Source organism: Arthrobacter crystallopoietes BAB-32, assembly GCF_000328305.2.
GTDB classification, from domain to species: Bacteria; Actinomycetota; Actinomycetes; order Actinomycetales; family Micrococcaceae; genus Crystallibacter; species Crystallibacter crystallopoietes_A.
Genome location: NZ_ANPE02000064.1, coordinates 1 through 24,524 on the forward strand (window position 1 = coordinate 1; position 24,524 = coordinate 24,524).

The 24,524-nt window shown below is 65.6% G+C and carries 20 protein-coding genes and 2 pseudogenes; 8 read left to right on the top strand and 14 right to left on the bottom strand.

Annotated elements, in window-relative coordinates; translation table 11 throughout:
• From alaS to rpsD, 4 genes are all read right to left on the bottom strand, one after another.
• Nucleotides 1-2,556: alanine--tRNA ligase (gene alaS / locus D477_RS02600; RefSeq protein ID WP_005266996.1), on the bottom strand; the 2,556-nt coding region annotated here is incomplete at its 3' end.
• Nucleotides 2,557-2,618: 62 nt separating this feature from the next.
• Nucleotides 2,619-2,852, bottom strand: coding sequence for a hypothetical protein (locus D477_RS02605; RefSeq protein ID WP_005266997.1), 234 nt, complete (start codon nucleotides 2,850-2,852; stop codon nucleotides 2,619-2,621).
• A gap of 22 nt (nucleotides 2,853-2,874) precedes the next feature.
• A complete protein-coding gene (locus tag D477_RS02610; protein ID WP_005266999.1) occupies nucleotides 2,875-3,252 on the bottom strand; it encodes a DUF948 domain-containing protein in 378 nt (125 codons plus the stop codon).
• A 229-nt stretch (nucleotides 3,253-3,481) separates the two neighbouring features.
• Complete coding sequence (rpsD, locus tag D477_RS02615) at nucleotides 3,482-4,108, bottom strand: 30S ribosomal protein S4 (RefSeq protein ID WP_005267002.1); 627 nt, start codon at nucleotides 4,106-4,108, stop codon at nucleotides 3,482-3,484.
• Nucleotides 4,109-4,468: 360 nt separating this feature from the next.
• Here rpsD and D477_RS02620 point away from each other — a divergent pair, with 360 nt between their 5' ends.
• Nucleotides 4,469-5,032: a dihydrofolate reductase family protein gene (locus D477_RS02620; RefSeq protein WP_005267004.1), complete on the top strand. Its 564-nt coding sequence runs from the start codon at nucleotides 4,469-4,471 to the stop codon at nucleotides 5,030-5,032.
• A gap of 74 nt (nucleotides 5,033-5,106) precedes the next feature.
• Here the strand turns inward: D477_RS02620 and D477_RS02625 are convergent, their stop codons facing one another.
• The 3 genes from D477_RS02625 to D477_RS02635 all read right to left on the bottom strand — a co-directional run bounded on the left by D477_RS02625 (nucleotide 5,107) and on the right by D477_RS02635 (nucleotide 7,007).
• Nucleotides 5,107-5,754: a hypothetical protein gene (locus tag D477_RS02625; RefSeq protein ID WP_005267006.1), complete on the bottom strand. Its 648-nt coding sequence runs from the start codon at nucleotides 5,752-5,754 to the stop codon at nucleotides 5,107-5,109.
• 43 nt (nucleotides 5,755-5,797) lie between these two features.
• Nucleotides 5,798-6,343, bottom strand: a complete 546-nt coding sequence (locus tag D477_RS02630) for a hypothetical protein (protein ID WP_005267011.1) — start codon at nucleotides 6,341-6,343, stop codon at nucleotides 5,798-5,800.
• 190 nt (nucleotides 6,344-6,533) lie between these two features.
• Nucleotides 6,534-7,007 carry a hypothetical protein gene (locus D477_RS02635; protein ID WP_005267013.1) on the bottom strand — a complete coding sequence of 158 codons (474 nt, stop codon included), beginning with the start codon at nucleotides 7,005-7,007 and terminating at the stop codon, nucleotides 6,534-6,536.
• A gap of 347 nt (nucleotides 7,008-7,354) precedes the next feature.
• Between D477_RS02635 and D477_RS02640 the strand changes: the two are divergent.
• The 3 genes and pseudogenes from D477_RS02640 (at nucleotide 7,355) to dtd (ending at nucleotide 8,882) form a co-directional block, all read left to right on the top strand.
• Nucleotides 7,355-7,950 (top strand): annotated as a pseudogene (locus D477_RS02640) (recombinase family protein).
• Nucleotides 7,951-8,122: 172 nt separating this feature from the next.
• A pseudogene (locus D477_RS21610) lies at nucleotides 8,123-8,311 on the top strand (recombinase family protein); the annotation flags it as partial.
• A gap of 118 nt (nucleotides 8,312-8,429) precedes the next feature.
• Nucleotides 8,430-8,882: a D-aminoacyl-tRNA deacylase gene (dtd, locus tag D477_RS02645; protein ID WP_005267017.1), complete on the top strand. Its 453-nt coding sequence runs from the start codon at nucleotides 8,430-8,432 to the stop codon at nucleotides 8,880-8,882.
• A 59-nt stretch (nucleotides 8,883-8,941) separates the two neighbouring features.
• Here the strand turns inward: dtd and D477_RS02650 are convergent, their stop codons facing one another.
• On the bottom strand, nucleotides 8,942-10,357 hold the full coding sequence (locus D477_RS02650) for a replication-associated recombination protein A (RefSeq protein ID WP_043845327.1): 1,416 nt from the start codon (nucleotides 10,355-10,357) through the stop codon (nucleotides 8,942-8,944).
• A gap of 159 nt (nucleotides 10,358-10,516) precedes the next feature.
• The gene (gene aspS / locus D477_RS02655) at nucleotides 10,517-12,313 is read right to left on the bottom strand and encodes an aspartate--tRNA ligase (protein WP_005267021.1); all 1,797 of its coding nucleotides are present in this window, start codon (nucleotides 12,311-12,313) and stop codon (nucleotides 10,517-10,519) included.
• 188 nt (nucleotides 12,314-12,501) lie between these two features.
• Here aspS and D477_RS02660 point away from each other — a divergent pair, with 188 nt between their 5' ends.
• On the top strand, nucleotides 12,502-13,764 hold the full coding sequence (locus D477_RS02660) for an APC family permease (RefSeq protein ID WP_043845328.1): 1,263 nt from the start codon (nucleotides 12,502-12,504) through the stop codon (nucleotides 13,762-13,764).
• Nucleotides 13,765-13,933: 169 nt separating this feature from the next.
• Here the strand turns inward: D477_RS02660 and hisS are convergent, their stop codons facing one another.
• A complete protein-coding gene (hisS, locus tag D477_RS02665) occupies nucleotides 13,934-15,292 on the bottom strand; it encodes a histidine--tRNA ligase (RefSeq protein WP_005267025.1) in 1,359 nt (452 codons plus the stop codon).
• Nucleotides 15,293-15,446: 154 nt separating this feature from the next.
• Between hisS and D477_RS02670 the strand changes: the two genes are divergently transcribed.
• The 3 genes from D477_RS02670 to D477_RS02680 all read left to right on the top strand — a co-directional run bounded on the left by D477_RS02670 (nucleotide 15,447) and on the right by D477_RS02680 (nucleotide 18,484).
• Nucleotides 15,447-16,247 carry a peptidylprolyl isomerase gene (locus D477_RS02670; protein ID WP_005267027.1) on the top strand — a complete coding sequence of 267 codons (801 nt, stop codon included), beginning with the start codon at nucleotides 15,447-15,449 and terminating at the stop codon, nucleotides 16,245-16,247.
• Between the two features lie 61 nt (nucleotides 16,248-16,308).
• A complete protein-coding gene (locus D477_RS02675; RefSeq protein ID WP_005267029.1) occupies nucleotides 16,309-17,754 on the top strand; it encodes a DUF349 domain-containing protein in 1,446 nt (481 codons plus the stop codon).
• 97 nt (nucleotides 17,755-17,851) lie between these two features.
• A complete protein-coding gene (locus D477_RS02680; protein WP_043845333.1) occupies nucleotides 17,852-18,484 on the top strand; it encodes a type IV toxin-antitoxin system AbiEi family antitoxin in 633 nt (210 codons plus the stop codon).
• Here D477_RS02680 and D477_RS02685 read toward each other — a convergent pair.
• From D477_RS02685 to yajC, 4 genes are all read right to left on the bottom strand, one after another.
• The gene (locus D477_RS02685; protein WP_005267032.1) at nucleotides 18,481-20,697 is read right to left on the bottom strand and encodes a RelA/SpoT family protein; all 2,217 of its coding nucleotides are present in this window, start codon (nucleotides 20,695-20,697) and stop codon (nucleotides 18,481-18,483) included. The genes D477_RS02680 and D477_RS02685 overlap by 4 nt on opposite strands.
• A gap of 370 nt (nucleotides 20,698-21,067) precedes the next feature.
• The gene (gene secF, locus D477_RS02690) at nucleotides 21,068-22,087 is read right to left on the bottom strand and encodes a protein translocase subunit SecF (RefSeq protein ID WP_005267034.1); all 1,020 of its coding nucleotides are present in this window, start codon (nucleotides 22,085-22,087) and stop codon (nucleotides 21,068-21,070) included.
• Nucleotides 22,087-23,820 (bottom strand): protein translocase subunit SecD, encoded by a 1,734-nt coding sequence (secD, locus tag D477_RS02695; protein WP_005267035.1) that lies wholly within the window; start codon nucleotides 23,818-23,820, stop codon nucleotides 22,087-22,089. Before secD ends, secF begins: the two co-directional genes overlap by 1 nt.
• A gap of 105 nt (nucleotides 23,821-23,925) precedes the next feature.
• Nucleotides 23,926-24,396 (bottom strand): preprotein translocase subunit YajC, encoded by a 471-nt coding sequence (gene yajC, locus D477_RS02700; protein ID WP_005267037.1) that lies wholly within the window; start codon nucleotides 24,394-24,396, stop codon nucleotides 23,926-23,928.
• Nucleotides 24,397-24,524 lie beyond the last annotated feature (128 nt).

Here is a 24,524-nt window from a genome sequence, read left to right on the forward strand (position 1 = left end):
GGTCTTGACCAGTGCGCCGGCCTTGACCCCGGCCTCGCGGGCGGCCTCGTTCGTGGCGACCAGCACCAGCGGGCGGCCGTTTGCGACGGCGGTGACTGCCACCGCGGCAGCTTCGCTTCCCAGCCGGGAGCGCAGGTCCAGCGCCAGCGACCGCAGGTCGTCTGCGCCACCGATGGTTCCGGCGTTGTGCGCCAGCAGGCGGATGCCGGCAACGTCCTGGGCCTTGTCCACCAGCTTCGCGGCCGAAGCCGCCAGCTGTTCCTTGCGCAGCTTGTCCAGCTCCTTTTCAGCGGCCTTCAGCTTCGCCAGGGTCGCTGCAATGCGCTCAGGCAGCTGTGCACCGGGCACCTTGAGCATCTCGGACAGCTCGGTGACCAGCGCGCGCTCGGCCGCCAGGTGGCGGAAGGCCTCCATGCCGACAAACGCCTCCACGCGGCGGTTGCCCGACCCGACGGACTGTTCGCCCAGCAGCGTCAGGCTGCCGATCTCGGAGGTGCTGTCCACATGCGTGCCGCCGCACAGCTCACGCGACCAGGCGCCGTCGATCTCCACGACCCGGACCGTGTCGCCGTAGGCCTCGCCGAACAGGGCGGTGGCGCCCAGCGCCTTGGCCTCGGCCAGCGGCATGATCCTGGTCTGGACGCCGAAGTTGTTCCGGATCGCCAGGTTGGAGACTTCCTCGATTTCGGACTTGGCTGCCGCGCTGATGCCCTCGCCCCAGGCGAAGTCGAAGCGCAGGTAGCCGGCCTTGTTGAAGGAACCGCGCTGCAGCGCCTCCGGGCCCAGGATCTGGTGCAGGGCGGCGTGGACGATGTGCGTGCCGGTGTGGGCCTGCTCCCCCGCCTGGCGGCGCTGCTCGTCGACGGCGGCCAGCACCTTGGCGTCGGCGGGCAATTCGCCCTCGCGGACCACGGCCTTGTGCACGCTGAGCCCCTTGACCGGACGCTGGACGTCCAGGACCTCAACCACGAACCCGTCACCGGTGATGAGCCCAACGTCCGCGGCCTGGCCGCCGGCCTCGGCGTAGAACGGCGTTTCGTTCAGGACCAGCTCGATTTCCTCGCCCTGGCCGGCATAGCCAACGGTGGCGCCGTCGCGGACGATCCCGCGGACAGTGGATTCGGTGGACAGCTCGTCATAGCCGGTGAAGACCGTCTCGCCGGCAGCCAGCATGTCGCGGAAGACCCGCACATCCGCATGGCCGGCCTTCTTGCCCCGGGCATCGGCCTGCGCCCGCTGGCGCTGTTCGGCCATCAGCGACCGGAAGCCCGCCTCGTCCACCTGCAGGCCGGCCTCTTCAGCCATCTCCAGGGTGAGGTCGATGGGGAAACCGTAGGTGTCGTGCAGGGTGAAGGCGTCCTCGCCGGAGAGCGGCTTGCCCGCAGCCTTCGACTCCTTGACCGCATCCTCCAGCCGGGCGGTGCCCGAGGCGATGGTGCGCAGGAAGGCCTTCTCTTCGGCGTAGGCGATGCGGCTGATCCGCTCGAAGTCGGATTCGACGACGGGGTACGTGCCCTTCATGGCGTCCCGGGAGACCGGCAGCAGCTCGGGCAGGCAGGCCTGTTCGACGCCCAGCAGGCGCATCGCCCGCACGGCGCGGCGGATCAGGCGGCGCAGCACATAGCCGCGGCCCTCGTTGGACGGCGTCACGCCGTCGGAAATCAGCATCAGGGCGGAGCGGACATGGTCCGCCACGACGCGGAGGCGCACATCGTCCGCGTGGTGGGGATCGTCGTCGGACTCGGCGCTGGTGTACTCCTTGCCGGACAGCTCCGCTGCCTTGTCCAGCACCGGACGCACCTGGTCCGTTTCGTACATGTTCTCCACGCCCTGGAGGATCATGGCGAGACGTTCCATGCCCAGGCCGGTGTCGATGTTCTTCTTCGGCAGTTCGCCGAGGATCTCGAAATCCTCCTTGCCGATGCCTTCGCCGCGCTGGAACTGCATGAAAACCAGGTTCCAGATCTCGATGTAGCGGGTCTCGTCGGCGATCGGGCCGCCCTCGATGCCGTATTCCGGCCCGCGGTCGTAGAAGATCTCGGAGCAGGGTCCGGCCGGGCCGGGCTGCCCGGTGGACCAGTAGTTGTCCTTCTTCCCGGACTTCTGGATGCGCTCGGCCGGAACGCCCACCTGGTCCCGCCAGATGGCCAGGGCTTCGTCGTCCTCTTCGTAGACCGTGATCCACAGACGGTCCGCCGGCAGGCCGTAGCCGCCCTGTTCCACCGGGGTGGTCAGCAGTTCCCAGGCCATCGGGATGGCCTTTTCCTTGAAGTAGTCGCCGAAGGAGAAGTTGCCGCACATCTGGAAGAACGTGCCGTGCCGGACGGTCTTGCCGACCTCTTCGATGTCGGCGGTCCGAATGCACTTCTGGACGCTCGTGGCCCGGTTGTACGGCGGGGTTTCGCGGGCCGTCAGGTACGGGATGAACGGCACCATGCCGGCGACCGTGAAGAGCAGCGACGGGTCGGGAGAGACCAGCGACGCCGACGGCACCACGGTGTGTCCGTTCTTCTCGAAGAAGTCGAGCCAGCGGCGGACGATCTCATGGGACTTCATGGTGCCTAATTACCCTTCCGGTGGTACAAACGCGGCGCATGGAAAACAGCGCCGAAAAAAATCTAGCGGGTCTTGACGTCGTCTGCGGAATCGATGCCGAGGGCGGCACGCAGGTCCGCTTCCCTTTCCGTCATGCCCTCCCGCAGCGCATGGGCGAATTCCGCAATGCTGTCGGCCACGCCGGCGACGGCGCGGTTGAGGCTTTCCGGGCCGAGTGCCTGCTTGGTGGTCTGGAACTTACGCATGGCCAGGACACCGATCGCGATGCCGGCGCCCATCCAGATAAACCGCTTCATGAATTGGTTCCTCCCTCAGCCGTCAGCGGCTGCGCCGGCCGCGGCCGGTGGTCTTGGATCGGGCAGAGAATGCAGTGCGCACGCCGTAGGAGAACGCGGCGACCTTGATCAGCGGGGATCCGATGGTGGCGGCCACCAGCGAGGACAGCGCCGAAACATTGGCGGTCGCGTCGGAGACATTGGACGAGATGCCATCCACCTTCTGCAGCTGCTGGTTGGTGGTGTTGACCGTCGTCGTCACTTCATCGATCAACGGAGTGGTTCCGTCGCTGATGGAGCGGATGCTCGTGCGGAGCTCGTCGAAGACTTTGCCCAGCTTCCAGATCGGGACAGCCAGCAGTGCCACCAGCACCGCGAATACGCCTGCGGCAATCAGACCGGCAATATCTCCACCTGACATGGATCTCCTTTTGCAGTTTTGCGCGCGGCCTTTCCTGCCGTTCCCGGCGTGGATTCGGCTTGCGACGTCGGTGCTTGCGTCCTGGTGCATCCGCACCCGATATTTACCTTACCTACTGAACAGCCCGCGGCGCTTGCCACGGGCTGTTCATTGAGGTGTTCCGCTGCTGCGGAATCCGGTGGTCCGGCGGCGGCTTCGCGTCAGCTAAAGGCCGGCTGCCGGAACCGAATCAGCGTGCGTAGTATTCGACGACCAGCTGCTCTTCGCAGGTGACCGGAACCTCGGAGCGCTTCGGGCGGCGCACCAGGCGGGCCTGCAGCTTCTCCAGCTGGACATCCAGGTAAGCCGGAACGGTCGGCAGGACGTCGCGGTGGGCACCGGCAGCTGCAACCTGGAACGGCGGCATCTTCTCGGAACGCTCGTGAACGTGGACGAGCTGGCCTTCGGAAACGCGGAAGGACGGGCGGTCCACGCGCTTGCCGTCAACCATGATGTGGCGGTGCACAACCAGCTGGCGGGCCTGGGCGATGGTGCGGGCGAAGCCGGCACGCAGGACCAGGGCGTCAAGACGCATTTCCAGCAGCTCGATCAGGTTCTCACCGGTCAGACCGGCGGTGTTGCGGGCCTCCTCGAAGACACGGGTCATCTGTGCTTCGCGGATACCGTACTGGGCGCGCAGACGCTGCTTCTCGCGCAGGCGGACGGCGTAGTCGCTGTCCTGCTTGCGGCGGGCACGGCCGTGCTGGCCGGGACCGTACGGACGGCGCTCCATGTACTTTTCGGCCTTGGGGGTCAGGGCAATACCCAGGGACCGCGAGATGCGGACCTTGCGGCGGGCTCGTGTGTTGTTAGCCACGATGTCCTTCCAATTCATGCGGTGAGGTGATGTGCTGGCCTCCATGGTTGGAGAGCGTTGGTCAACCGCTGCCTTCAGCTACAACCGCCCACAGCGCACGTCACACCCATACGAAAATTCATTCGGGGATCGACGGCGCACAAACGGCTTGCCAGTCAGCCAACAATCCTAGCATCAACCGGCCGGACGCTTCGCACGGACCATCGCCGGGGCACGGCCTGTTGGATCACGGCAACGACGCTTGGCTACCTGTTCCGACCTAAATGGGCACTCCACCGAGACAGGCCCTTGCCCGGACCGATGATTTACGTGCCCGTGCTGTTCTGGACACCGAGTACCGATTCACGGAAGGCTGACGCCATGCGGAAACTGGCCTTTAGCATGAACATGAGCCTGGACGGCTACATCGCCGCGCCCGGTAACGACCTCGGGTGGAGTGTGCCAAGCGACGAGCTGTTCCAGTGGTGGTCCGACCGGGTGGAGGCGACTGGACTGGCTCTGTACGGGCGCAAACTGTGGGAGACGATGAGCTCCCACTGGCCAACCGCCGACCAGCAGCCTGGCGCCACACCAGCGCAGATCGAGTTCGCCCGCCGCTGGCGGAACATGCCGAAGGTTGTGTTCTCCTCGACGACCAGCGCTGTCCACTGGAACGCCCGCCTGGTCTCCGGCGACGCCGTCACCGAAATCGCCCGGCTCAAGACTGAGGATGGTGGCCCCATGGACATCGGCGGCGCAACCCTCGCCGCTGCGGCCATGCGGGCCGGGCTGATAGACGAGTACACGATCGTCACTCACCCTGTCCTGGTGGGCGGCGGTACGCCGTTCTTCACGGCCTTGGACAACTGGGTAAACCTGAACCTGCTGGAGACCCGCACTTTTCCCGACGGCGTGCTCTTAACCAGGTACGAGACCAGACGCTGAATGCCCGGCCTCGGAGCGGTGCGGGATCGGCGCCCAAAATTTCGTGGCTGTTGGGAGTCGCGTTGAGGGATCGGCTATCGCACTCCTGAAGACCGATTAGCGGTGCATTTCAGGAAATGACCCGTGCGGCGGAAATCTCGTATCAGGAATAGGGCTGCGATCACGAGGAGGACTACCATGCCTAGGTAGCCCCAGCCGAATGGATCATTCCGTCCAGCGCTGTTGATGGCTTGGGGAATGAAGATCAAGGGGTAAAAAGGCATTATCAGCAGCTGCGTTGCAAGCGCCTTTCGCATTTGCACAGCGGCCCCGCGGGTGACCGTGAGGTGCTCGGGAACGACAGCCGCCTTTCCTGCCACCTGCCGGCGGACATGCTTTCGTTCGTCGCTCGTTAGCGAGAGGGTCACGTCGACGTTTCCATATTCGGCTGCCGGGACGACCTTCTTGGAGATGAAGATCAGGCCTCCGATCATGGTGCCCAGCCCGGCGAGCATGAAGCCGAACGGCAGGTACGACGGCCAGTCGCCATAAGAGTCCCCAAATGCCAGAGCCGTCAGCACGGAACCAACCGCGACCAGCACGATCACGCCCGCTAGCCAGAAACGCGTGTAGTAGAGCTTTACGGCGGTACCCAGTCCATGGTCCGCCAACCCCTGGGCTCTCTTGGCTGCTTTAGTCCAACGTTCGTTGGACTCCGCCATCAGTTCGTCGATTCCGCTCAATGTTCCATTCCTTGCATGGTCCCCACAACACCTATCGGAGCTTTCAGGAGCCGGGCCCCCTAGTGAAAGCGTCAACGAGTTCGTCTAACGCCTTCGGACTAGCTGCAATTTCTACCCTGCCCTGCTCCGTTCTTATCGTCATCGCCTGGTTTCCCAGGCCCGCAATGTAATTGCGTTCGCTGCCTCGAATCAGCCGACGCTCCGGGAAGACCTCCAACACGCAAATCTTCGTGGGACGCCCGGAAGGCACCAACGACTCATACACAGCCGGCTGAGACTCGATCCATTCGGCATGAGGCGTCGCGATACCCATGTTCCAAATACTGCTCAGAGACCCAGGACGTGCGTCGGGGTAACGAACGTAGGCGAGGATCTGGCCGTTCGCCTCTAAGCGGGCCGCTGTCTTGCGCATTCCCGCCACGATGAAGAACAGAATGACGCCGGACATCACGGCATTGACGGCTGCCTGAAAGACCGCGTCAAGCAAGGGCCCGCCAAAGGCGACATAGACGGCGGTCAGCAGCAACCCCTCGGCCAGCACGAACAAAGCGATAGCCAGCTTGGGATGCTGGCGCACCCAGTCCCTCATGCCGGCAGGCTATGCGGGCGGCCTTTCAAAAACCCAGAGATATGCCATTGCACGAAGCCAACGGGGTGGCTTTCACAGCTGCGTTTGGCGGCTTCGATGTCTTGTAAGCCTAGCGTTTCGAGTCACTAGGTTATGAAACACATCGTGTCGAGGGCAGAGAGCGGCTGTCCGTAAGGGATTTCTCACCGAATCACGTCCGATTCTCCGGTTGGGGCGAGGAGATGGTCTGAACGTAGAACGTCTCCTCGTGGCGGCATTGTTGAGGTGCCCCTTCCAGGAGCTTTTCGAGTTGGCCTTGTGAGATCACGCCTCCGCCCAGCGTGACCGGCATGGGTTTCCCGACCTCGATCGATTGCCCTTCCACTTCAATACTCAGCGGGTCGCTGGCGGCAAACCTTGTGCCCGAGGGGAACACGAGTGCCATTTCCTGCCCTTCGGCGGTCTTGCCGATGATGCAGTTCTCTTCGTTCAGGATCAAGCTGCCCTCGAACGCGGCTTCCATCGCATAGTTCTCGCCGGCACTCTCGGGATTGACGAGAAGCATTTCGCCACCGGGGCCAGTGGCGATATTTGCATTCCCAGGCTGGTCGGCTGAGGTGTCAGCGCATCCGGAAATGGCCACAGTAAGCACCAGAAATGCCTCAAGTCGGGGAAAACGCTTCATGAAGAGCTCCTACAGTCCGAAAATAACCTGACGGCGCAAGGCAGGACAACCTCCGCCGCTTCTCACATCCAACCCGACCGCTTTTAAAAAAGCTCAGAGCGGAGTGTTCATATATTCTGCGACGGTCCCATTAATGGGGAAGGTCGCTACCGTTGTGTGTCTCATAACCGGTGTGTGCCAATTCCCTTGGAATATGAAACTCCTCACCGGCTACACAGCGCCGACGACCAATGCGGTCCTATTTCCGGATAATTATGTATGCCCTGAGATTCTCGTAACTACGTCTCGAAACCTCCTGGTTAGACTGGCAAATCAACCATTGGTTATGAGACACATCGGAGGAACCCTTGCCGAAACTAATTGGTTACGCACGTGTTTCGACCCGGCTGCAGTCCACTGACCGGCAGCAGGCCGACCTATTGGCCGCCGGCGTCCGACGCGATGACCTCTACATCGACCATGGTGTCTCTGGGGCACGAGCTTCGCGGCCACAGTTCGATCGAGCACTCGACGCGCTAATCGAGGGCGACACCCTCGTCATTACAACTCTGGATAGCTCGGGCGATCCACCCAGAACATGCTCGCCCTCGCCGACGAACTCCGCAGCCGAGGCGCGGGCCTCCGGGTCCTGAACCTCGGCGGAGGCGACGTCGACACGGCGACACCCATGGGGTCCATGTTGTTCACGATCATGGCCGCCCTTGCGCAGATGGAACATGAGATCAAACGCGAACGCGTCATGGATTCGATCAACAAGCGAAGGGAAGCCGGCAAGGACCTTGGCGGCCGGCCCCGCAGGGTCACGGAGAGTCAGATTCGAAGCGCCGTCCGGTTGGTCGAAGGCGGCGAGCCCGCGGCCCAGGTCGCCCGCGATCTCGGCATGTCTCGCGCAACGTTCTACAGGCGGTCGCGAGCACTCACAAACCAGCATGGTGCCACGTAACGCTGCGAAAAGACCGCTACTCATCACCAAAAATCACAGCAAAGCTGATCTTCAGGTCACCCAGTCAGAAACAGTTGCGGTCGGTATATCAGCAGCCGACGGCGATAACTCCCGCATGGCCCGGCAGTCGTTCCAAGGCAAGGATGCAAGTCCGTAAAGGCACCGTTTAGCGCGTTCCGTTCGAGACGCGCACGAGATCGCAGATGATCTGGCACGGCGCGAAGTCAAGCTGAACATCGGGGGCTCGATCCATGACCCCAGCGACCCGATGGAAAAACTGCTCTTCAATGTCCTGGCAATGATCGCGGAGTTCGAAACCGACCTGATCCGCTCCCGAACCCGTGAAGGATGCGGATCGCAAAGGCAAAGGGACCGCTGCGGGGGAACAGCCAAAACTGACACCACTCAGGAGGCCCACCTCTATAGCTTGCACATTTCGGTTACGCGTGAGCGCTCTGGTGTGGCATTAGGCTGGACGGATGCGAGCCATACTGCAGCGGGTCAGCCGCGCCAGCGTCACGGTCGAAGGAAGAACCGTAGGAGCCATCGACGAGCCCGGCCTCCTCGTGCTCGCCGGGGCGACCCATACCGACGGCGAGGTCGAAGCGGCGTTGCTCGCGCAGAAGATTTGGAACCTGCGCATCCTCGAGGGCGAAAAATCGTGCTCCGACGTTGCCGCTCCCCTGCTGGTCGTCAGCCAATTCACGCTGTACGCGGACACCCGGCGCGGCCGCCGGCCATCCTGGTCTGCTGCCGCGCCGGGTGAGGTGAGCGAGCCCCTCATCGAGAGTCTGGTCGACAGCTTGAGGGAGCTGGGAGCCCGGGTCGAGACCGGCATCTTCGGTGCCATGATGGAGGTCGAGCTGGTCAACTCGGGGCCGTTCACGATCAGTCTTGATACCGAGGACTTCGCGAAGCCACGCCGCGGCTGAGCGGCGGCCCGCCGGAGCCGTGCCGACAAGGTGCCAATGCAACAGGCTCCGGCGGCGGATTACTTTCCGCGGATGATCTTCCGCAGCCGCTCCACCCGGGCGCTGATTTCGCGCTCGGCACCGTTCGCCGTCGGCTCGTAATAGTCACGGCCGACCAGGTCGTCCGGCGGATACTGCTGCCGGGCGATGGCGTGCGGCTCGTCATGCGAATAAACGTAGCCCTTCCCGTGTCCCAACTGCTTGGCACCGGGATAGTGGGCGTCCCGCAGGTGCGCGGGAATGCCCTGCCCGCGGCCGGCCCGGACATCGGCGGTGGCGGCGTTGATGCCGTTGTAGGCGGCGTTGGACTTCGGCGCGGTGGCGATGTGCACCACGGCTTCTGCCAGCACGATCCGCCCCTCGGGCATGCCGATCAGCTGCACTGCCTGGGCTGCGGCGACGGCGGTCTGCAGTGCGGTTGGGTCAGCCATGCCGACGTCTTCGGCAGCCGAGATCACGATCCGGCGGGCCACGAACCGCGGGTCCTCCCCCGCCTCCAGCATCCGGGCGAGGTAGTGCAGGGCTGCGTCCACGTCCGAGCCGCGCATCGACTTGATGAAGGCGCTCGCGACGTCGTAGTGCTGGTCCCCGGCGCGGTCGTACCGCAGCGCCGCCCGGTCGACAGCTTGCTCGGCGTGGCCCAGCTCCACGATCACGGGGCCGGCCCGTTCGTCATCGTCACCGGCTTCGCTCCAGGCCACGCCGGCCGCGGCTTCCAGCGCAGTCAACCCGCGGCGCGCATCCCCGGCCGCCAGCCGGACCAGATGCTCCAGCGCCTCCGGCGCCAGTTCGACGGTCCTCGCCAGGCCACGTTCGTCCTCGACGGCGCGCAGCAGCAGCTGTTCGATGTCCTCGGCTGTCAGCGGCTTCAGGGTCAGCAGCAGGGAGCGCGAGAGCAGCGGCGAGACCACCGAGAAGGACGGGTTCTCGGTGGTCGCCGCCACGAGCACGACCCAGCGGTTCTCCACGCCGGGCAGTAGGGCGTCCTGCTGGGCCTTGTTGAAGCGGTGGATCTCGTCCAGGAACAGGACCGTGGTGGTCCCATGCAGATCGCGGGCGGTCAGCGCCTCGTCCATGACGCGGCGGACGTCCTTCACGCCCGCGGTGATCGCCGAGAGCTCCACGAACTTCCGGCCCGGCCCGCGGGCGATCACATGCGCCAGCGTGGTCTTGCCGGTCCCGGGCGGTCCCCACAGCATGACCGACGACGGACCTGCAGGGCCGGTGGCACCGCCGCCGGCAGCCAGGAGCCGCAGCGGCGAGCCGGGCTGCAGCAGGTGCTGCTGGCCGACTATCTCGTCCAGGCTGCGCGGCCGCATCCGGACCGCCAGCGGGCTGCGGGGACGGCCGGATCCGGCACCTTTGCCCCCAAAGTCCTCGGTACCGCCGTCGTACTCATCCTCATCGCCCGCAGCGGCACTGAACAAATCACTCACATCCCAAGGCTAGTACGTTCCCGCGCGCTCCCTGGGACCGCCGCTGGCCGCGGCAGCTAGTGGGAACGAGCAGGCCGGGTGCCAGGGACGGGAAAGGGAGGCAAGCACCCCGGCTTGCCTCCCTTCGCACTCCTGCAGACGGGGCTGCTTCGCGCTGCCTTACTTCGCGACCGCGGCCTCGGCCGGCTTGGGTTCCTTCGACTGCGGCTTGGCATCCACGCCGGCTTCCTTCCGCTGCTGCTGGGTGATCGGCGCGGGCGCCGCCGTCAGCGGATCAAAGCCGCCGCCCGTCTTCGGGAACGCGATGACTTCGCGGATGGAGTCCTCGCCGGCCAGCAGCGCGACCACGCGGTCCCAGCCGAAGGCGATGCCGCCGTGCGGGGGCGCGCCGTACTTGAAGCCCTCCAGCAGGAAGCCGAACTTCTCCTCGGCCTCCTGGTGGTCGATGCCCATCACCTTGAACACACGCTCCTGCACGTCCCGCTGGTGGATACGGATGGAGCCGCCGCCGATCTCGTTGCCGTTGCAGACGATGTCGTACGCGTAGGCGAGGGCGTTCTCCGGGTCCTGGTCGAACGTGTCCATGAACTCGGGCTTGGGCGAGGTGAAGGCGTGGTGCACAGCGGTCCAGGCGGAGTAGCCCAGGGCAACGTCGCCGGAGGCGGTAGCGTTCATCGCCGGCTCGAACAGCGGTGCGTCCACGACCCAGACAAACGCCCAGTCGCCGTCGTTGATGAGGCCGGTGCGGTGGCCGATCTCCACGCGCGCGGCGCCCAGCAGGGCCCGGGCGGAGGACCGGTCGCCGGCGGCGAAGAAGATGCAGTCGCCCGGCTTCGCGCCGACCGTGCCGGCAAGGTTCTCCCGCTCGTAGTCGGTGAGGTTCTTGGCCACCGGCCCGGTCAGTTCGCCGGACTCCTGCACCAGCACGTAGGCCAGGCCCTTCGCGCCGCGCTGCTTGGCCCATTCCTGCCAGGCATCCAGCGTACGGCGGGCCTGCGAGGCGCCGCCGGGCATCACCACGGCGCCCACGTACGGCGCCTGGAAGACGCGGAAGGTGGTGTCCTTGAAGAAGTCGGTCAGCTCGGTCAGCTCGAGGCCGAAGCGCAGGTCCGGCTTGTCCGTGCCGTACTTGTCCATCGCCTCCGCGTAGGTCATGCGGCGGATCGGCGTGGGGATCTCGACGCCGATCAGCTGCCAGAGCGCCTTCACGATCCGCTCACCCAGGGAGATGATGTCGTCCTGCTCCACGAAGCTGGCTTCGATGTCCAGCTGCGTGAATTCCGGCTGGCGGTCGGCGCGGAAGTCCTCGTCCCGGTAGCAGCGGGCAATCTGGTAGTACTTCTCGAAGCCGCCCACCTGCAGCAACTGCTTGAACAGCTGCGGGGACTGCGGCAGCGCGTACCAGGAGCCGGGCGCCAGCCGGGCCGGCACCAGGAAGTCGCGGGCGCCCTCCGGGGTGGAGCGGGTCAGCGTCGGGGTCTCGATCTCCACGAAGCCGTCCCGGTGCAGCAGCTCGCGGGCCACGCGGTTGGCCTCGGAGCGCAGGCGCAGCGCGGCGGCGGGGCCGGGACGGCGCAGGTCCAGGTAGCGGTGCTTCAGGCGCGCTTCCTCGCCCACCTCCACGTGCTCGTCGATCTGGAACGGCAGCGGATCGGAGATGCTGAGTACGACGACGTCCTCGGCGATCACTTCGACCTCACCGGTGGCGAGTGCCGGGTTTTCGTTGCCCTCCGGACGCTTCTCCACCGACCCCTTGATCTGCAGCACGTACTCGTTGCGCAGGGAGTGGAAGACGTCCTCTTCGCGGACCACGACTTGGGCCACGCCCGAAGCGTCACGCAGGTCCAGGAATGCCACGCCGCCGTGATCGCGCCGCCGGGCCACCCAGCCTGCGAGGGTGACGGTCTGTCCGATGTGCTCGGCCCTCAGCGAGCCGAGGTCGTGTGTGCGCAGCACAGCATTCCTTTCAGTTGCCTCACTTCCGGCGCCGGCTGCGGAAAACCCGGTCCCGGCGGCAAGTGATTAGAGTAGTTCTCGAGATGAGTCGTGAACGAGTTTACCGTTGATCGGCCTGCTGTCCCGACAGCGCGCGGCTCTAACCTGGGCAGCACCGGCTGCCATTTTCCCCGGCAAGTGATGGGCGGATGGATCCTGTGAGCAGTGAATCGGCATTGGAACGCAGACTGGGCGGCTTCGACGCCACCACAGTTGGGGTGGGCTCCATGGTGGGAGCCGGCGTCTTCGTGGTCTTTTCGCCGGCCGCCGCCGTGGCGGGCAACTGGCTGCTGCTGTCGCTGGCCGCTGCCGCCATCGTCGCGTACTGCAATGCGATGGCCTCGGCGCAGCTCGCGGCGGTGCATCCCACGAGCGGCGGCACCTACATCTACGGCCGCCGGCAGCTGGGCGAATGGCCGGGCTTCCTCGCCGGCTGGGGCTACATCACCGGCAAGACGTCCTCCTGCGCGGCGATGGCCCTGGCGTTCGGCCTGTACGCCTTCCCGGACTATGCCACCGCAGCCGCAGTGGCCGCCGTCGTGCTTTTGACCGGGATCAACCTGATGGGCATCACCCGCACCGCGTGGATGACCCGCTGGTTCGTCTCGATCGTGGTGGCGATCCTGGTCTTTCTCATCATCGTCGCCTTTGACGCGCCGCAAATCGGAGGTACGACGGCGGCAGTCGAGACGAGTGCCTACGGTGTCCTCCAGGCGGCGGGTCTTTTCTTCTTCGCATTCGCCGGCTACGCGCGGATCGCGACCATGGGCGAGGAGGTCCGCGAGCCGGCGAAGCTGATCCCGCGGGCGATCCTCGGGGCGCTGGCCTTCACGCTGGTGCTGTACGCGGTGCTGGGCCTCGCCCTGCTGGACTTCATGGGCGCGGGCCTGCTCGCCGCGACCCCGGCTCCGCTGCTGGCCGTGGGCGAGGCCGTGGGCGGCGGCGTGGGAACCGGGGCCGTGACGCTGGCTGCCACGCTCGGCTGCCTCGGCGCGCTGCTCGCGCTGATCGCCGGCGTGAGCCGCACGATGTTCGCCATGGCGCGCGAGGGCGACCTGCCGCGCGGCCTCGCGACGGTCTGGCAGCGGTTCAAGGTGCCGTACCTCGCGGACCTGGTGGTGGCCGCCGTCGTGATTTTCCTGCTGCTGACCCAGGATGTGCTGGCCGTGGTCGGGTTCTCCAGCTTCGGCGTGCTGATCTACTACGCGGTGACCAATGCTTCGGCACTGACCCTGAAGGACCGGCCGTGGTTCGCGCCGAAGGCCCTGAACGTCATCGGGCTGGCCGGCTGCCTGCTGCTGGCGTTCACGCTGCCGCTGGCCTCGGTGCTGACCATGGCCGCGGTGCTGGCCGTCGGCCTGATCGGCCGCGCCGTGCTCAAGCCCGGCGGGCGCACCCGGAACCACGCCTGAGCCGGGACCTAGCTCCCCAAGCTGCCCTCCCCCTGCCCCACCCTGGTCGAGTGTTCAGCTGATGCCCTTCCTCGGGTGGAAAAGGGGCATTAGCTGAACAGTCGACGGGCGTCACGGAAAACAGCGACAGCAAAAGACGAAGGCGGGCCGGTGAGGCGGCCCGCCTTGTTCAGTCCTGCCGGCCGACGGCGGTGACCTGAGGCTGCAGGTCCTCGGCCGGAGGCGACCAGAGTTCCGGATCCGCCGCTACCTGGTCGCCGGAGCGGATGTCCTTCACCTCGTGGAGCAGTGTGCCGTCGCCGTTGTCCGTGGTGAACCAGACAAACGGGATGCCGCGGCGGTCGGCGTACTTGATCTGCTTGCCGAACTTCTCCGCCTTGGCCGCGACCTCCACGCTGATGCCGCGGAGGCGCAGCTGTTCCGCGACGTCCTGGGCCTGGGACCAGCTGTCATCGTTGGCCAACGTGACCAGTACCGCCGTCGGTACCTGGCGCGAGGCCGCCGCGAACTCCTGGCTGAGGATGCGTGTGACGAGGCGGGTGACGCCGATGGACAGGCCGACTCCGGGGAACTTCCGGTTGCCCTTGGAGGCCAGCGCGTCGTAGCGGCCGCCCGAGCAGATGGAGCCGAGCTGCTCATGGCCCACCAGGACGGTTTCGTAGACCGTGCCGGTGTAGTAGTCGAGGCCGCGGGCGATGCTCAGGTCCGCCAGCACCCGGCCCGGAGCGCGGCGGGACGCTTCGGCGATCACCTGCTCCAGCTCGTCCAGGCCGGTGTCCAGCAGCTCGTTGCTCACGCCGAGGGCCCGGACCTGCTCGACGAACGACGTGTCCTCGGTACGGATGGAAGCGAGCTTCAGCGCGGCCTCGGCCTGCTCGAGGGTAGCCCCGAGCTCTTCCTGCAGCAGCGCCGACACCTTCTCGGGGCCGATTTTCTCCAGCTTGTCGATGCTGCGCAGCACGCCCGCCGTATCGTCCAGCCCGATGCCGCGGTAGAACCCTTCGGCGAGCTTGCGGTTGTTCACGCGCAGCCGGAATTCGGGAATCGGCAGGGCGGCCAAGGCCTCAACGATGACCAGGGCCAGTTCGACGTCGTACCGGAAGGGAAGTTCGCCGTCGCCCACGACGTCGATATCCGCCTGCGTGAACTCCCGGGCGCGGCCTTCCTGCGGACGCTCGCCGCGCCACACCTTCTGGATCTGGTAGCGGCGGAACGGGAACGCCAGGTGCCCGGCGTTCTCCACCACATACCGCGCGAAGGGAACAGTCAGGTCGAAGTGCAGCGCCAGCTTGTCCTGGTCCGGTGCACCCGGATCCTCATCGGCCTGCAGCCGGTGCAGGCCGTAGACCTCCTTGTCGATCTCGCCCTTGCGCAGCAGTTGGCCGATGGTTTCCACGGCACGGGTCTCGATCGAGGAAAACCCGTGCAGCTCGAAGGTGCGGCGCAGGCTGTCCAGCACGTGCAGCTCCACGAGCCTCTCCTGCGGAAGCCATTCCGGAAAACCTGACAGGGAGGCCTTGCGTGCCATGCGTGGATATCTCCTGATGCTCATGGGAGGCAGCCGACGCGCCTTTGGTCGGCGAAATGTCCCGGGTGAATGCCTAAACTGGCTGCCGGACCATTTTACGGCACCGGTGCCCGAACCAGGGGTAGGCCCGGTTGCCGGCAGAAGGAGGACAACGTTGGCTGCCAAAGGCCCGAACCGTGAGATGAAGCGCAGGATCGCGCAGATGGAAGCCAAGCGCGCGCTGCGCAGCGACCAGCTCCAGCGGCGCAAGCGGGACAACGTCATCGGCGCCGCGGCCATCGCAGTTGCCGTTGTGGCCGGCGTCCTGGTCCAGCTGACGGTCTTCAGCACCAATCCCACCCCGGAGGAAGTCGCGCAGCTGCGCAGCGGCCTGGAGGAAACCATCCCGGAGCCGGGCACCTCCGCATCGCCGCAGGCCACCAACGCGGCCCACATTCCCTCCCCCGACCTCGCCGCCGGCCAGGTGCTCTCCGGCACGTTGTCCACCAACCAGGGCGACATAGCCATCGAGCTGGACGGAAACGCAGCGCCGCAGGCCGTTTCGGTCTTCAAGTCGCTCGCGGACGACGGGTACTTCGAAGGCAAGAACTGCCATCGGCTGACAACGGCGCCGAGCATGGGCGTGCTGCAGTGCGGATCCGCCGACGGCAAGGGCGGCGGAGATCCCGAGTACCAATGGGGCCCCGTCGAGAACACGCCGGAGGATGGCTTGTACCCGGCCGGAACTATCGCCGTCGCACGCGGACAGAGCACCTTCAGCAACGGCACGCAGTTCTTCATTGCCTACAAAGACAGCACCATTCCGCAGGATACCGGCGGCTACACCATTATGGGTAAGGTAACCCAAGGGCTCAATGTCGTCCGGCGGATCGCAGAAGGTGGTGTCACGGAAGCCGGCAGTCAGGACGGAGCGCCTAATATATCCGTAACGATCGACACACTTAACCTGGATTGACCTGAGAAATACCTGGTGTGCCACGGTTAGCCACCACCGAACCAATGAAAGAGTTTTAGCGGTGACAGACAGTCAGAAATCCGACGAAACGGTCCAGACCCCTGAGGCCGAAACCCCCGCTCGCCCGACTCCGGGCAGCATCAAGCCCTCGATGATGCCCCGGCCCACGCCGTCCGCCCTGGCCGCCAAGCCTGCCTCGCCTGGCTCGCCGGCACCAGCTGCCCCGGCTCCGGCTCCCGCGGTCCACTCGACTCCGTTGGCTGAAGCGGCCAAATGGGGCCGTGTAGCCGACGACGGCCACGTATTCCTCCTTCTCGACGGCGAGGAACACCCGGTGGGCCAGTACCCGGATGCTTCGGCCGAGGAAGCGCTGGCGTACTTCGCGCGGAAGTACGACGACGTTGCGGCGCAGGCCGCGCTGCTGGAGCAGCGCGTGGAGGCCAAGGCCCCGTCCGCTGACATGCACAAGACCCTGGAGCATCTGAAGGCCCAGGTCGCCGAGCGGCATATGGTCGGAGACGTCCCGGCCCTGGAAGCCCGTTTGGCCGGCCTGGGCGAGGCGATTGCCGGACTGCAGCGCGCGGAGAAGGAGGCCCATGAGGCCCAGCGCGCCGCCGAGCTGGCTGCCCGCGAAGCCATCGTCGCGGAAGCCGAAGCGATTGCGGCCAAGGACCCTGCTTCGGTGCAGTGGAAAACCAGCAGTGCGCGGATGAACGAACTCTTCGAGAACTGGAAGGCAGCGCAGAAGAACGGCGTGCGGCTGGGCCGGTCAACCGAGGACGCACTGTGGAAGCGCTTCCGTTCCGCCCGCACCGTATTCGACCGGCACCGCCGCGCATACTTCAGCCAGCTGGACAGCGACAACGCCGCGGCAAAGGCCGCCAAGGAAGAGCTGATCGCCCGGGCCGAAGCCCTGGCCGATTCGACCGACTGGGGCGCGACCGCGGGCGAGTACCGCCGCCTGATGGACCAGTGGAAGGCGTCGAAGCGCGCCAGCCGCAAGGACGACGACGCCTTGTGGGCCCGGTTCCGCGCTGCGCAGGACAGGTTCTTCGCCGCCCGGCAGGAAGCCAACCAGGCCATCGATAAGGAATACGAGGGCAACCTCGCGGCGAAGGAAGTCCTTGTCGCCGAAGCACAGGCCCTGCTGCCGATCGAGGACCTGGGGGCGGCACGGAAGGCCCTCCAGTCGATTCGCGACCGCTGGGAGGAGATCGGCAAGGTGCCGCGCGGCGACATGCACCGCATCGAGGGCGGCCTCCGGAAGGTCGAGGACGCGCTCAAGGCCGCTGAAGACGAACAGTGGAAGCGCAGCAACCCGGAAACCAAGGCGCGTACCAACAGCGCCTTGAGCCAGCTGGAGACCGCAATCGCCGGCTTGGAGGAAGACCTGGCCAAGGCGGAGCAGGCCGGCGACCAGCGGAAGATCGGGGAAGCCCGGGAGGCTCTCGAAGCCCGCCGCCAGTGGCTGGATACTCTCCAGAAGTCGGCCCAGGACTTCTCCTGATCCACCGGACCTACACATGGCCAGGGGGCGGAACCCGATGTCCACACATCGGTTCCGCCCCCTGATCCATTCCGGCCGCATTTGGCAGGCTGGTCCCATGTCCTTTTCCGGTCCATCGCCCGCCCCTCCCCCGGTCCTCGGGGCGGCCAGTGCCGCAGCCGGTGGGCTGTTGCTGCCTGGCCGGCCGTTCAGCGGCAACGAACTGCGGGCCATGGAACTCGACGGGCTCCTGGTCAACGTGCTGGAAGGCGGCTACGTCGGGGCCATGGACACGGTTACCCCGGCTCATCGGGCACTGGCGGCCGCTGCCTTGGTGCCTGAGGGGTTCCGCCACAAAGTCGCCTTGGGCAGGATGACAGCCGCGTGGGTGTACGGCTGCGCGGAGCCAGCGGAGAAGATCGCCGTCCTGCTGGACCACCGCTACCGCGCGACGTCACAGGGCCGCTGCCGGGCCATTCACATCCACGAGGTCATGCTGGGTCCTTCGGACACGGTCAGCATGGCAGGAGTCGCCGTGACGTCGCCGCTGCGGACCGCCCTGGACATCGCCGTCCACGCCCCGGAAGAGGACGCCGTACCAGCGTTGCTCGCGCTGTCGTCGGCACCGGCGCTGAAATGCCCGCTCGGCTACGTCCGGCAGGCGCTGCAGTCACGGGATCGGTTGCCCGGCAAAGCGAGGGCGCTGGAACGGATTGCCGCTGCCCTGGCGGCACGTGCCGGCGAGGCCTAGAGCCGGCGGCGTGAATCCGTGGTGCGGTAGACGTCGAACACGCCGTCGATCCGGCGCACCGCGCTCAGGACATGGCTGAGGTATTTCGGGTCGCCCATCTCGAAGGAGAAGCGTGAGAGCGCCAGCCGGTCACTGGAGGTATGCACGGTCGCCGAGAGGATGTTGACGTGGTTCTCGGCCAGGACCCTCGTGACGTCCGACAGCAAACTCTTGCGATCCAAGGCCTCGACCTGGATTTCCACCAGGAAGACACTGGACTTGGTCGGTGTCCACTCCACTTCGACGATGCGCCCGGGCTGGTCCCGCAGGTCGTCGACGTTGCGGCAGTCGGAGCGGTGCACCGAAACGCCGGAGCCACGGGTGACGAAACCGATGATCGGGTCCGGCGGCACCGGCGTGCAGCACCTGGCGAGTTTCACCCAGACGTCGCCGACACCGACCACGGTCACACCGGAGTCCGAGGTCTTCGGGCGCTTGGGCGCGGTCGAAATCGGAGACTCGATTTCCTCCGCGGCTTCCTGGCCGCCCAGCAATGCGACGAGGTGCTCGATGACGTTCTGCGCTGAACTGTGGCCGTCCCCAACCGCGGCATACAGCGCCGAAATGTCCTGGTGATGCATCTCCTGAGCCACGGCCAGGAGCGCATCGTGGGTCATCATCTTCTGCAGCGGCAGGTTCTGCTTGCGCATGGCGCGCGTGAGCAGGTCCTTGCCCTTTTCGATCGCCTCTTCGCGGCGTTCCTTGGTGAACCACTGACGGATCTTGTTGCGCGCACGCGGGCTCTTGACGAACCCCTGCCAGTCCTGGCTCGGTCCGGCCCCCTCGGCCTTCGATGTGAAGATTTCCACCCAGTCGCCGTGGTTGAGCTCGCTGTTCAGCGGAACCAGCTTGCCGTTGACGCGCGCGCCGATGGTGCGGTGGCCCACCTCGGTATGCACCGCATAGGCAAAGTCCACCGGAGTGGAGCCCGCCGGAAGCGCCATCACCTCGCCCTTAGGGGTGAACACGAAGACCTCGCGGGCGTTGATCTCGAACCGCAGCGAATCCAGGAACTCGGCCGGATCCGACGTTTCCTGCTGCCAGTCGACCAGGCTGCGCAGCCAGCCCATGTCCCCGCTGTCCGCCGCGGTGCCTGACTTGGCCGCATCCTTGTACTTCCAGTGGGCCGCCACGCCGTACTCCGCCCGGCGGTGCATTTCGTAGGTCCGGATCTGGATCTCCACCGGCTTGCCGCCGGGGCCGATGACCGTCGTGTGCAGCGACTGGTACATGTTGAACTTGGGCATCGCGATGTAGTCTTTGAATCGGCCGGGCAGCGGATTCCAGCGCGAATGCAGAGCGCCCAGCGCAGCGTAGCAATCCCGGACGCTCTCCACGAGCACCCGGATGCCCATCAGGTCGTGGATGTCGTCGAAATCCTTACCACGGACGATCATCTTCTGGTAGATCGAGTAGTAATGCTTCGGCCGGCCGGTGATCGTCGCCTTGATCTTGACCGCGCGCAAGTCGTCGCCGATCTTGGTGCGCAGCATGGTCAGGTATTTTTCCCGTTCCGGGGTTCGGTCCCCGACCATGCGGACGATCTCTTCGTACACCTTCGGATGCAGGGCAGCGAAGGAGAGGTCCTCGAGCTCCCACTTAATCGTGTTCATGCCGAGCCGATGGGCCAGCGGCGCGAAGATTTCCAGCGTTTCGCGCGCTTTCTTCGCCGAAGACTCCGGGGAAACGAAGCGCCAGGTCCGTGCATTGTGCAGGCGGTCGGCCAGCTTGATCACCAGCACGCGGATGTCCTTGGCCATGGCCACGACCATCTTGCGTACGGTTTCCGATTGGGCCGCATCCCCGAACTGGACCTTGTCCAGCTTGGTGACTCCGTCCACGAGCATGGCCACTTCGGGCCCGAACTCGCTGCGCAACTGGTCCAGTGTGTACTCGGTGTCTTCGACCGTGTCGTGCAGTAGGGCCGCGGCAAGCGTTGTTCCGGTCATGCCCAGCTCGGCCAGGATCGTAGCCACCGCGACAGGGTGGGTGATGTAGGGGTCCCCGCTCTTGCGCTTCTGGCCGCGGTGGCTGCGCTCGGCAATCACAAAGGCCCGGTGGATCAGGTCGAAGTCTTCGCGTGGATTGTTGGCGCGGACAGTGCGCAGCAAAGGCTCGAGGATCGGCGAATACCCGGCAGAACTGCGTCCGGTCAAGCGGGCGAGCCGGGACATGGTCCGCTCCCGCCGGCCTGGAAGAGGTGGGCGCGAGGCGGATTCTTGGGCAGCGGGCGGCGCATCCATGGGCGGCTTGGGCACGGCTACGGGACCCGGGCCGGGTTTCGCGACGGTGCCCGGCGTCCGGTCTGACGCCCTGCCATTTTCAGCCAAGTGCTAGCCTTCCTGACGTTGGCCGCCTCCCCGGGACGGCGCTTTGCTCCATCGTTCTAGTGTATGCCCCGCCGGCAGCCACCTGACCGGGCGGAATTACACAAAGCGCCATATCCGGCCGGCGCCGAAGCCCCGCGGGAGCCAGCTGTCAGCTGACCGGCCCGGTGCCGGGGCCCCGCAGCGGTCAGCTGGCCACCAGCCCCACGGCGGAAGCTCAGGCGTTGGCTTCCTCATCGGCTGACTCGCGCATCTTGGCTTCCTGCCGTCGGCGGACGTCGACCTTCTTGGCCTGCTCTACGAGCGCGGGTTCCTTCTCGCGAAGGCGGGCGTACATCGGCGCCGCGATGAACACCGTCGTCGCTGTTCCGATGATGATGCCGATGAACAGCGACAGCGAGAGGTCCTTCAGCGTTCCCGCTCCCAGCAGCATTGCGCCGATGAAGAGGATCGAAGCCACCGGCAGGACACCTACGACGGAAGTATTGATCGACCGCACCAGTGTCTGGTTCACGGCCAGGTTCACTTCCTCGCCGAAGGTCCGCCGGGTCGAGGTGCCGATGTCCTCCGTGTTCTCGCGGACCTTGTCGAACACCACCACCGTGTCATAGAGGGAATAGCTCAGCACGGTGAGGAAACCGATGATGGCCGACGGAGTGACCTCGAAGTCGACCAGCGAGTACAGCCCGGCTGTCACAACCATGACCACGGCCATACCTGTCAGCGCGGCAAGCGACATTTTCCAGGTGCGGAAGTAGATCGCCATCAGGACCGCGGCCAGCGCCACGAAGACCACCAGCCCCCATAGCGCCTGGCGGGTCACGTCCGCGCCCCAGGTCGGGCCGACAAAGGTCGACGTTACCTGGTCGGCATTGACGCCGTATGCCTCCACCAAGGCGTCACGGACCGCCAGGGTCTGGTCATCGCTCAGCTGCTCCGTCTGGATGCGCACGGTGTTGGGCGCGATGTTTGTGACTTCGGGGTCCAGTCCCGGCTCGACCGAAGTGACCGCGTTCTCGCCGAGGTCGAGCTCCGTCGTCTGCGTCTGCGAAACCGTGAACTCCGAGCCGCCCCGGAAGTCGATGCCGAGGTTGAAGCCGCCCTTGACCACCGGAATGATGAGGGAGAGCAGCACCGCGGCGCCGGCGATGATGAACCACAGCTTGTACTTCGCGACAAAAGGATAGGACCGTTTGCCGGAGTAGAGCTCGTTGCCGAACTTGGCGAAGTTAAGCATCAGTTGCTCTCCTTATCCGTGCTGCGGCCGGAGACCGAGGCGGCACGTTCCTTCTCGGCGGCGGCCCGCCGTTCGGCAATGGTCTGGCGGCGCTGGGCTTCCGCGGCGGCTCCCGCTGCCTTGCCGCGGGGCTTCGGCTTGCCTTCCCCGGGCTGGCGCAGGCGGCCGGCGCCCCGGTAGAGCGGTACCACGCCCAACCGCTCCGGATCCAGGCCCGAGAACCGGTGGCCTTCACCGAAGAACTTCGTGCGGGCCAACAGCTGCATCATCGGATGGGTGAACAGGAAGACCACGGCGAGGTCCGCAATGGCCGTCAGGCCCAGCGTGAAGGCGAAGCCGCGGACGTTGCCGACTGCGACGAAGTAAAGCACCACGGCGGCCAGCAGGTTGACGGCCTTGGAGGCCAGGACGGTCCGCTTGGCCCGCTTCCAGCCGTTGTCGACGGCGGAAACAAGTCCCCGACCGTCGCGCAGTTCGTCGCGGATCCGTTCGAAGTAGACGATGAACGAGTCGGCTGTCTGGCCGATGGCCACGATCAGGCCGGCCACGCCGGCAAGCGACAGGCGGTAGTTCTCGGTCCAGCCCAGCAGCGCGATGGCCAGGTACGTCAGCACGCCGGCCACAACCAGGGACGCGATCGTCACCAGGCCCAGCATGCGGTACTGGAAGAATGAGTAGACGGCCACCAGGACCAAGCCGATCAGGCCCGCGATGACGCCCATCCTGAGCTGTTCATCACCCAAGGTCGCCGAAATCTGCATTTCGCTCTGGATTTCGAAGCTGATGGGCAGGGCACCGTACTTCAGCTGCTCGGAGAGGGCCCGGGCGGATTCCTCCGTGAAGTTTCCGGTGATCTGCGGCTTGCCGTCGGGAATGACTGCATTGGTGGTCGGAGCAGAAATGACGGTGCCATCGAGCACAATCGCGAACTGGTTTTGCGCGCCGGACAGGCCGAACAGCCGCTCCGTCACCGCCTTGAAGGTCTGGGTTCCCTGCTCGTTGAACTCGATGTTGACGGCCCACTGGTTCAGCGACTGGCCCTGGGTGCCGCGAACCTGGCCGAAGCTTGCATCGTCGATGTCCGTGCCGGGAACTTCCACCGGACCCAGGATGTACTTCATGCCGGTCTCAGGTTCGCAGGCGATCATCGGCTTGGCCGGATCAGCCGGCTGCTCGGCTGCTGCTGCCACGGTAGCCGGATCGGTACAGTCCTTGGCCTCGAATTCCCGGTAGAGCTCGGGAGTGATCCAGTTCAGGTCGCTGGCATTGGCCGGTTCTCCCGTAGGTTCCGGCAGTTCCTCTGCAGGAGTCCTGTTTTCCTCGGGCACGGCGGCACCGGTCGAACCCGCCAGGACGGGCCGGAATTCCATAGCTGCGGACGCCTGGATCAGTTCACGGGTACGCTCATCGGGGACGCCGGGGAGGCTGACGACGACGTTCCGGCCTGACTGAGTGGTAATTTCCGCTTCTGCAACGCCGGAGCCGTCCACGCGCTGCCTGATGATCTCGACAGCCTGGTCCAGCTGTTCGCTGGTGATTTCATTGCCGCCGCCCTGGACCTGCGGCGCGAGGATCATCTGGGTGCCGCCTTCCAGGTCCAGTGCCAGCTTGGGTGCCCAGCTGGCCTGGTTGGAAATGACGCCGCCGCTCAAGGCAGCGGTCAGGACGGCAATGAGGACACCTAGCCAGATGAGGGTCCTCTTGGCTGCAGTGTTGCGGCCGGAACGTGCCATGGATGATCTTTCTCTCGTCGGCTGGCCCCCGGTGCAGGAGATCCTGCTGGCAGCGGGTGGGGGTGCGCTCTCCAACCCACTGCGTCCGGTGGAACGGCGTTCGGACTACTTGTTGTCTTTGTTCTGTTCTTCGTTCAGCCGCTTCAGTGCTTCGTCCGCGGACTCGTCTTCACGGAAGGCGGACCGCTGGTCATCGCCGGTGAGGGCCGACGCGTCATTCGGCACAACGGTCTCCTGCGGCACCACGGCGTCCTGCGGTTCGATGATTTCGCTGACTGCCTGCAGATGCACCGTCGCCGTGTTGCCGGGCGACAGTTCGAGGACCACCTTGTTCTCGTCCCGGTCCACCGAGGCCACAGTGCCGAAGAGGCCGAATTGCGTCATGACCTGGGTGCCCGGATGCATCCGCTCCTTCATCGACTGGGCCTTCTCCTCCATCTGCGTCCGAACCTTCTTCTGCTTCCGGAACATCATGAAGATCAGCAGACCGAAGATCACGAACAGCGCGAGGGTCATGAAGTCGAATCCACCGCCTTGGGGCTGCGTGGTGTTGTTGGCAAAGACGTTTACGAACACAGAGGGATTCCGTTCCTTCATTGGGACGCGGGCAGCGGCAAGGCCGCACGCGGATGGTCTGCGCCGGACAGGGCATGGCCACAGTGGGCGCAGAGCATGCCTGGCTGTCCCCCATTCTACGCGCGGGG

Coding starts and splice junctions, on each gene's coding strand:
- D477_RS02620 (WP_005267004.1), top strand. CDS start 4,469: ATGCGGAAACTGGCCTTTAGCATGAACATGAGCCTGGACGGCTACATC.
- dtd (WP_005267017.1), top strand. CDS start 8,430: ATGCGAGCCATACTGCAGCGGGTCAGCCGCGCCAGCGTCACGGTCGAA.
- secF (WP_005267034.1), bottom strand. CDS start 22,087: ATGCTTAACTTCGCCAAGTTCGGCAACGAGCTCTACTCCGGCAAACGG.
- D477_RS02660 (WP_043845328.1), top strand. CDS start 12,502: ATGGATCCTGTGAGCAGTGAATCGGCATTGGAACGCAGACTGGGCGGC.
- D477_RS02685 (WP_005267032.1), bottom strand. CDS start 20,697: ATGTCCCGGCTCGCCCGCTTGACCGGACGCAGTTCTGCCGGGTATTCG.
- D477_RS02610 (WP_005266999.1), bottom strand. CDS start 3,252: ATGTCAGGTGGAGATATTGCCGGTCTGATTGCCGCAGGCGTATTCGCG.
- secD (WP_005267035.1), bottom strand. CDS start 23,820: ATGGCACGTTCCGGCCGCAACACTGCAGCCAAGAGGACCCTCATCTGG.
- D477_RS02635 (WP_005267013.1), bottom strand. CDS start 7,007: ATGAAGCGTTTTCCCCGACTTGAGGCATTTCTGGTGCTTACTGTGGCC.
- D477_RS02680 (WP_043845333.1), top strand. CDS start 17,852: ATGTCCTTTTCCGGTCCATCGCCCGCCCCTCCCCCGGTCCTCGGGGCG.
- hisS (WP_005267025.1), bottom strand. CDS start 15,292: ATGGCACGCAAGGCCTCCCTGTCAGGTTTTCCGGAATGGCTTCCGCAG.
- D477_RS02605 (WP_005266997.1), bottom strand. CDS start 2,852: ATGAAGCGGTTTATCTGGATGGGCGCCGGCATCGCGATCGGTGTCCTG.
- D477_RS02630 (WP_005267011.1), bottom strand. CDS start 6,343: ATGAGGGACTGGGTGCGCCAGCATCCCAAGCTGGCTATCGCTTTGTTC.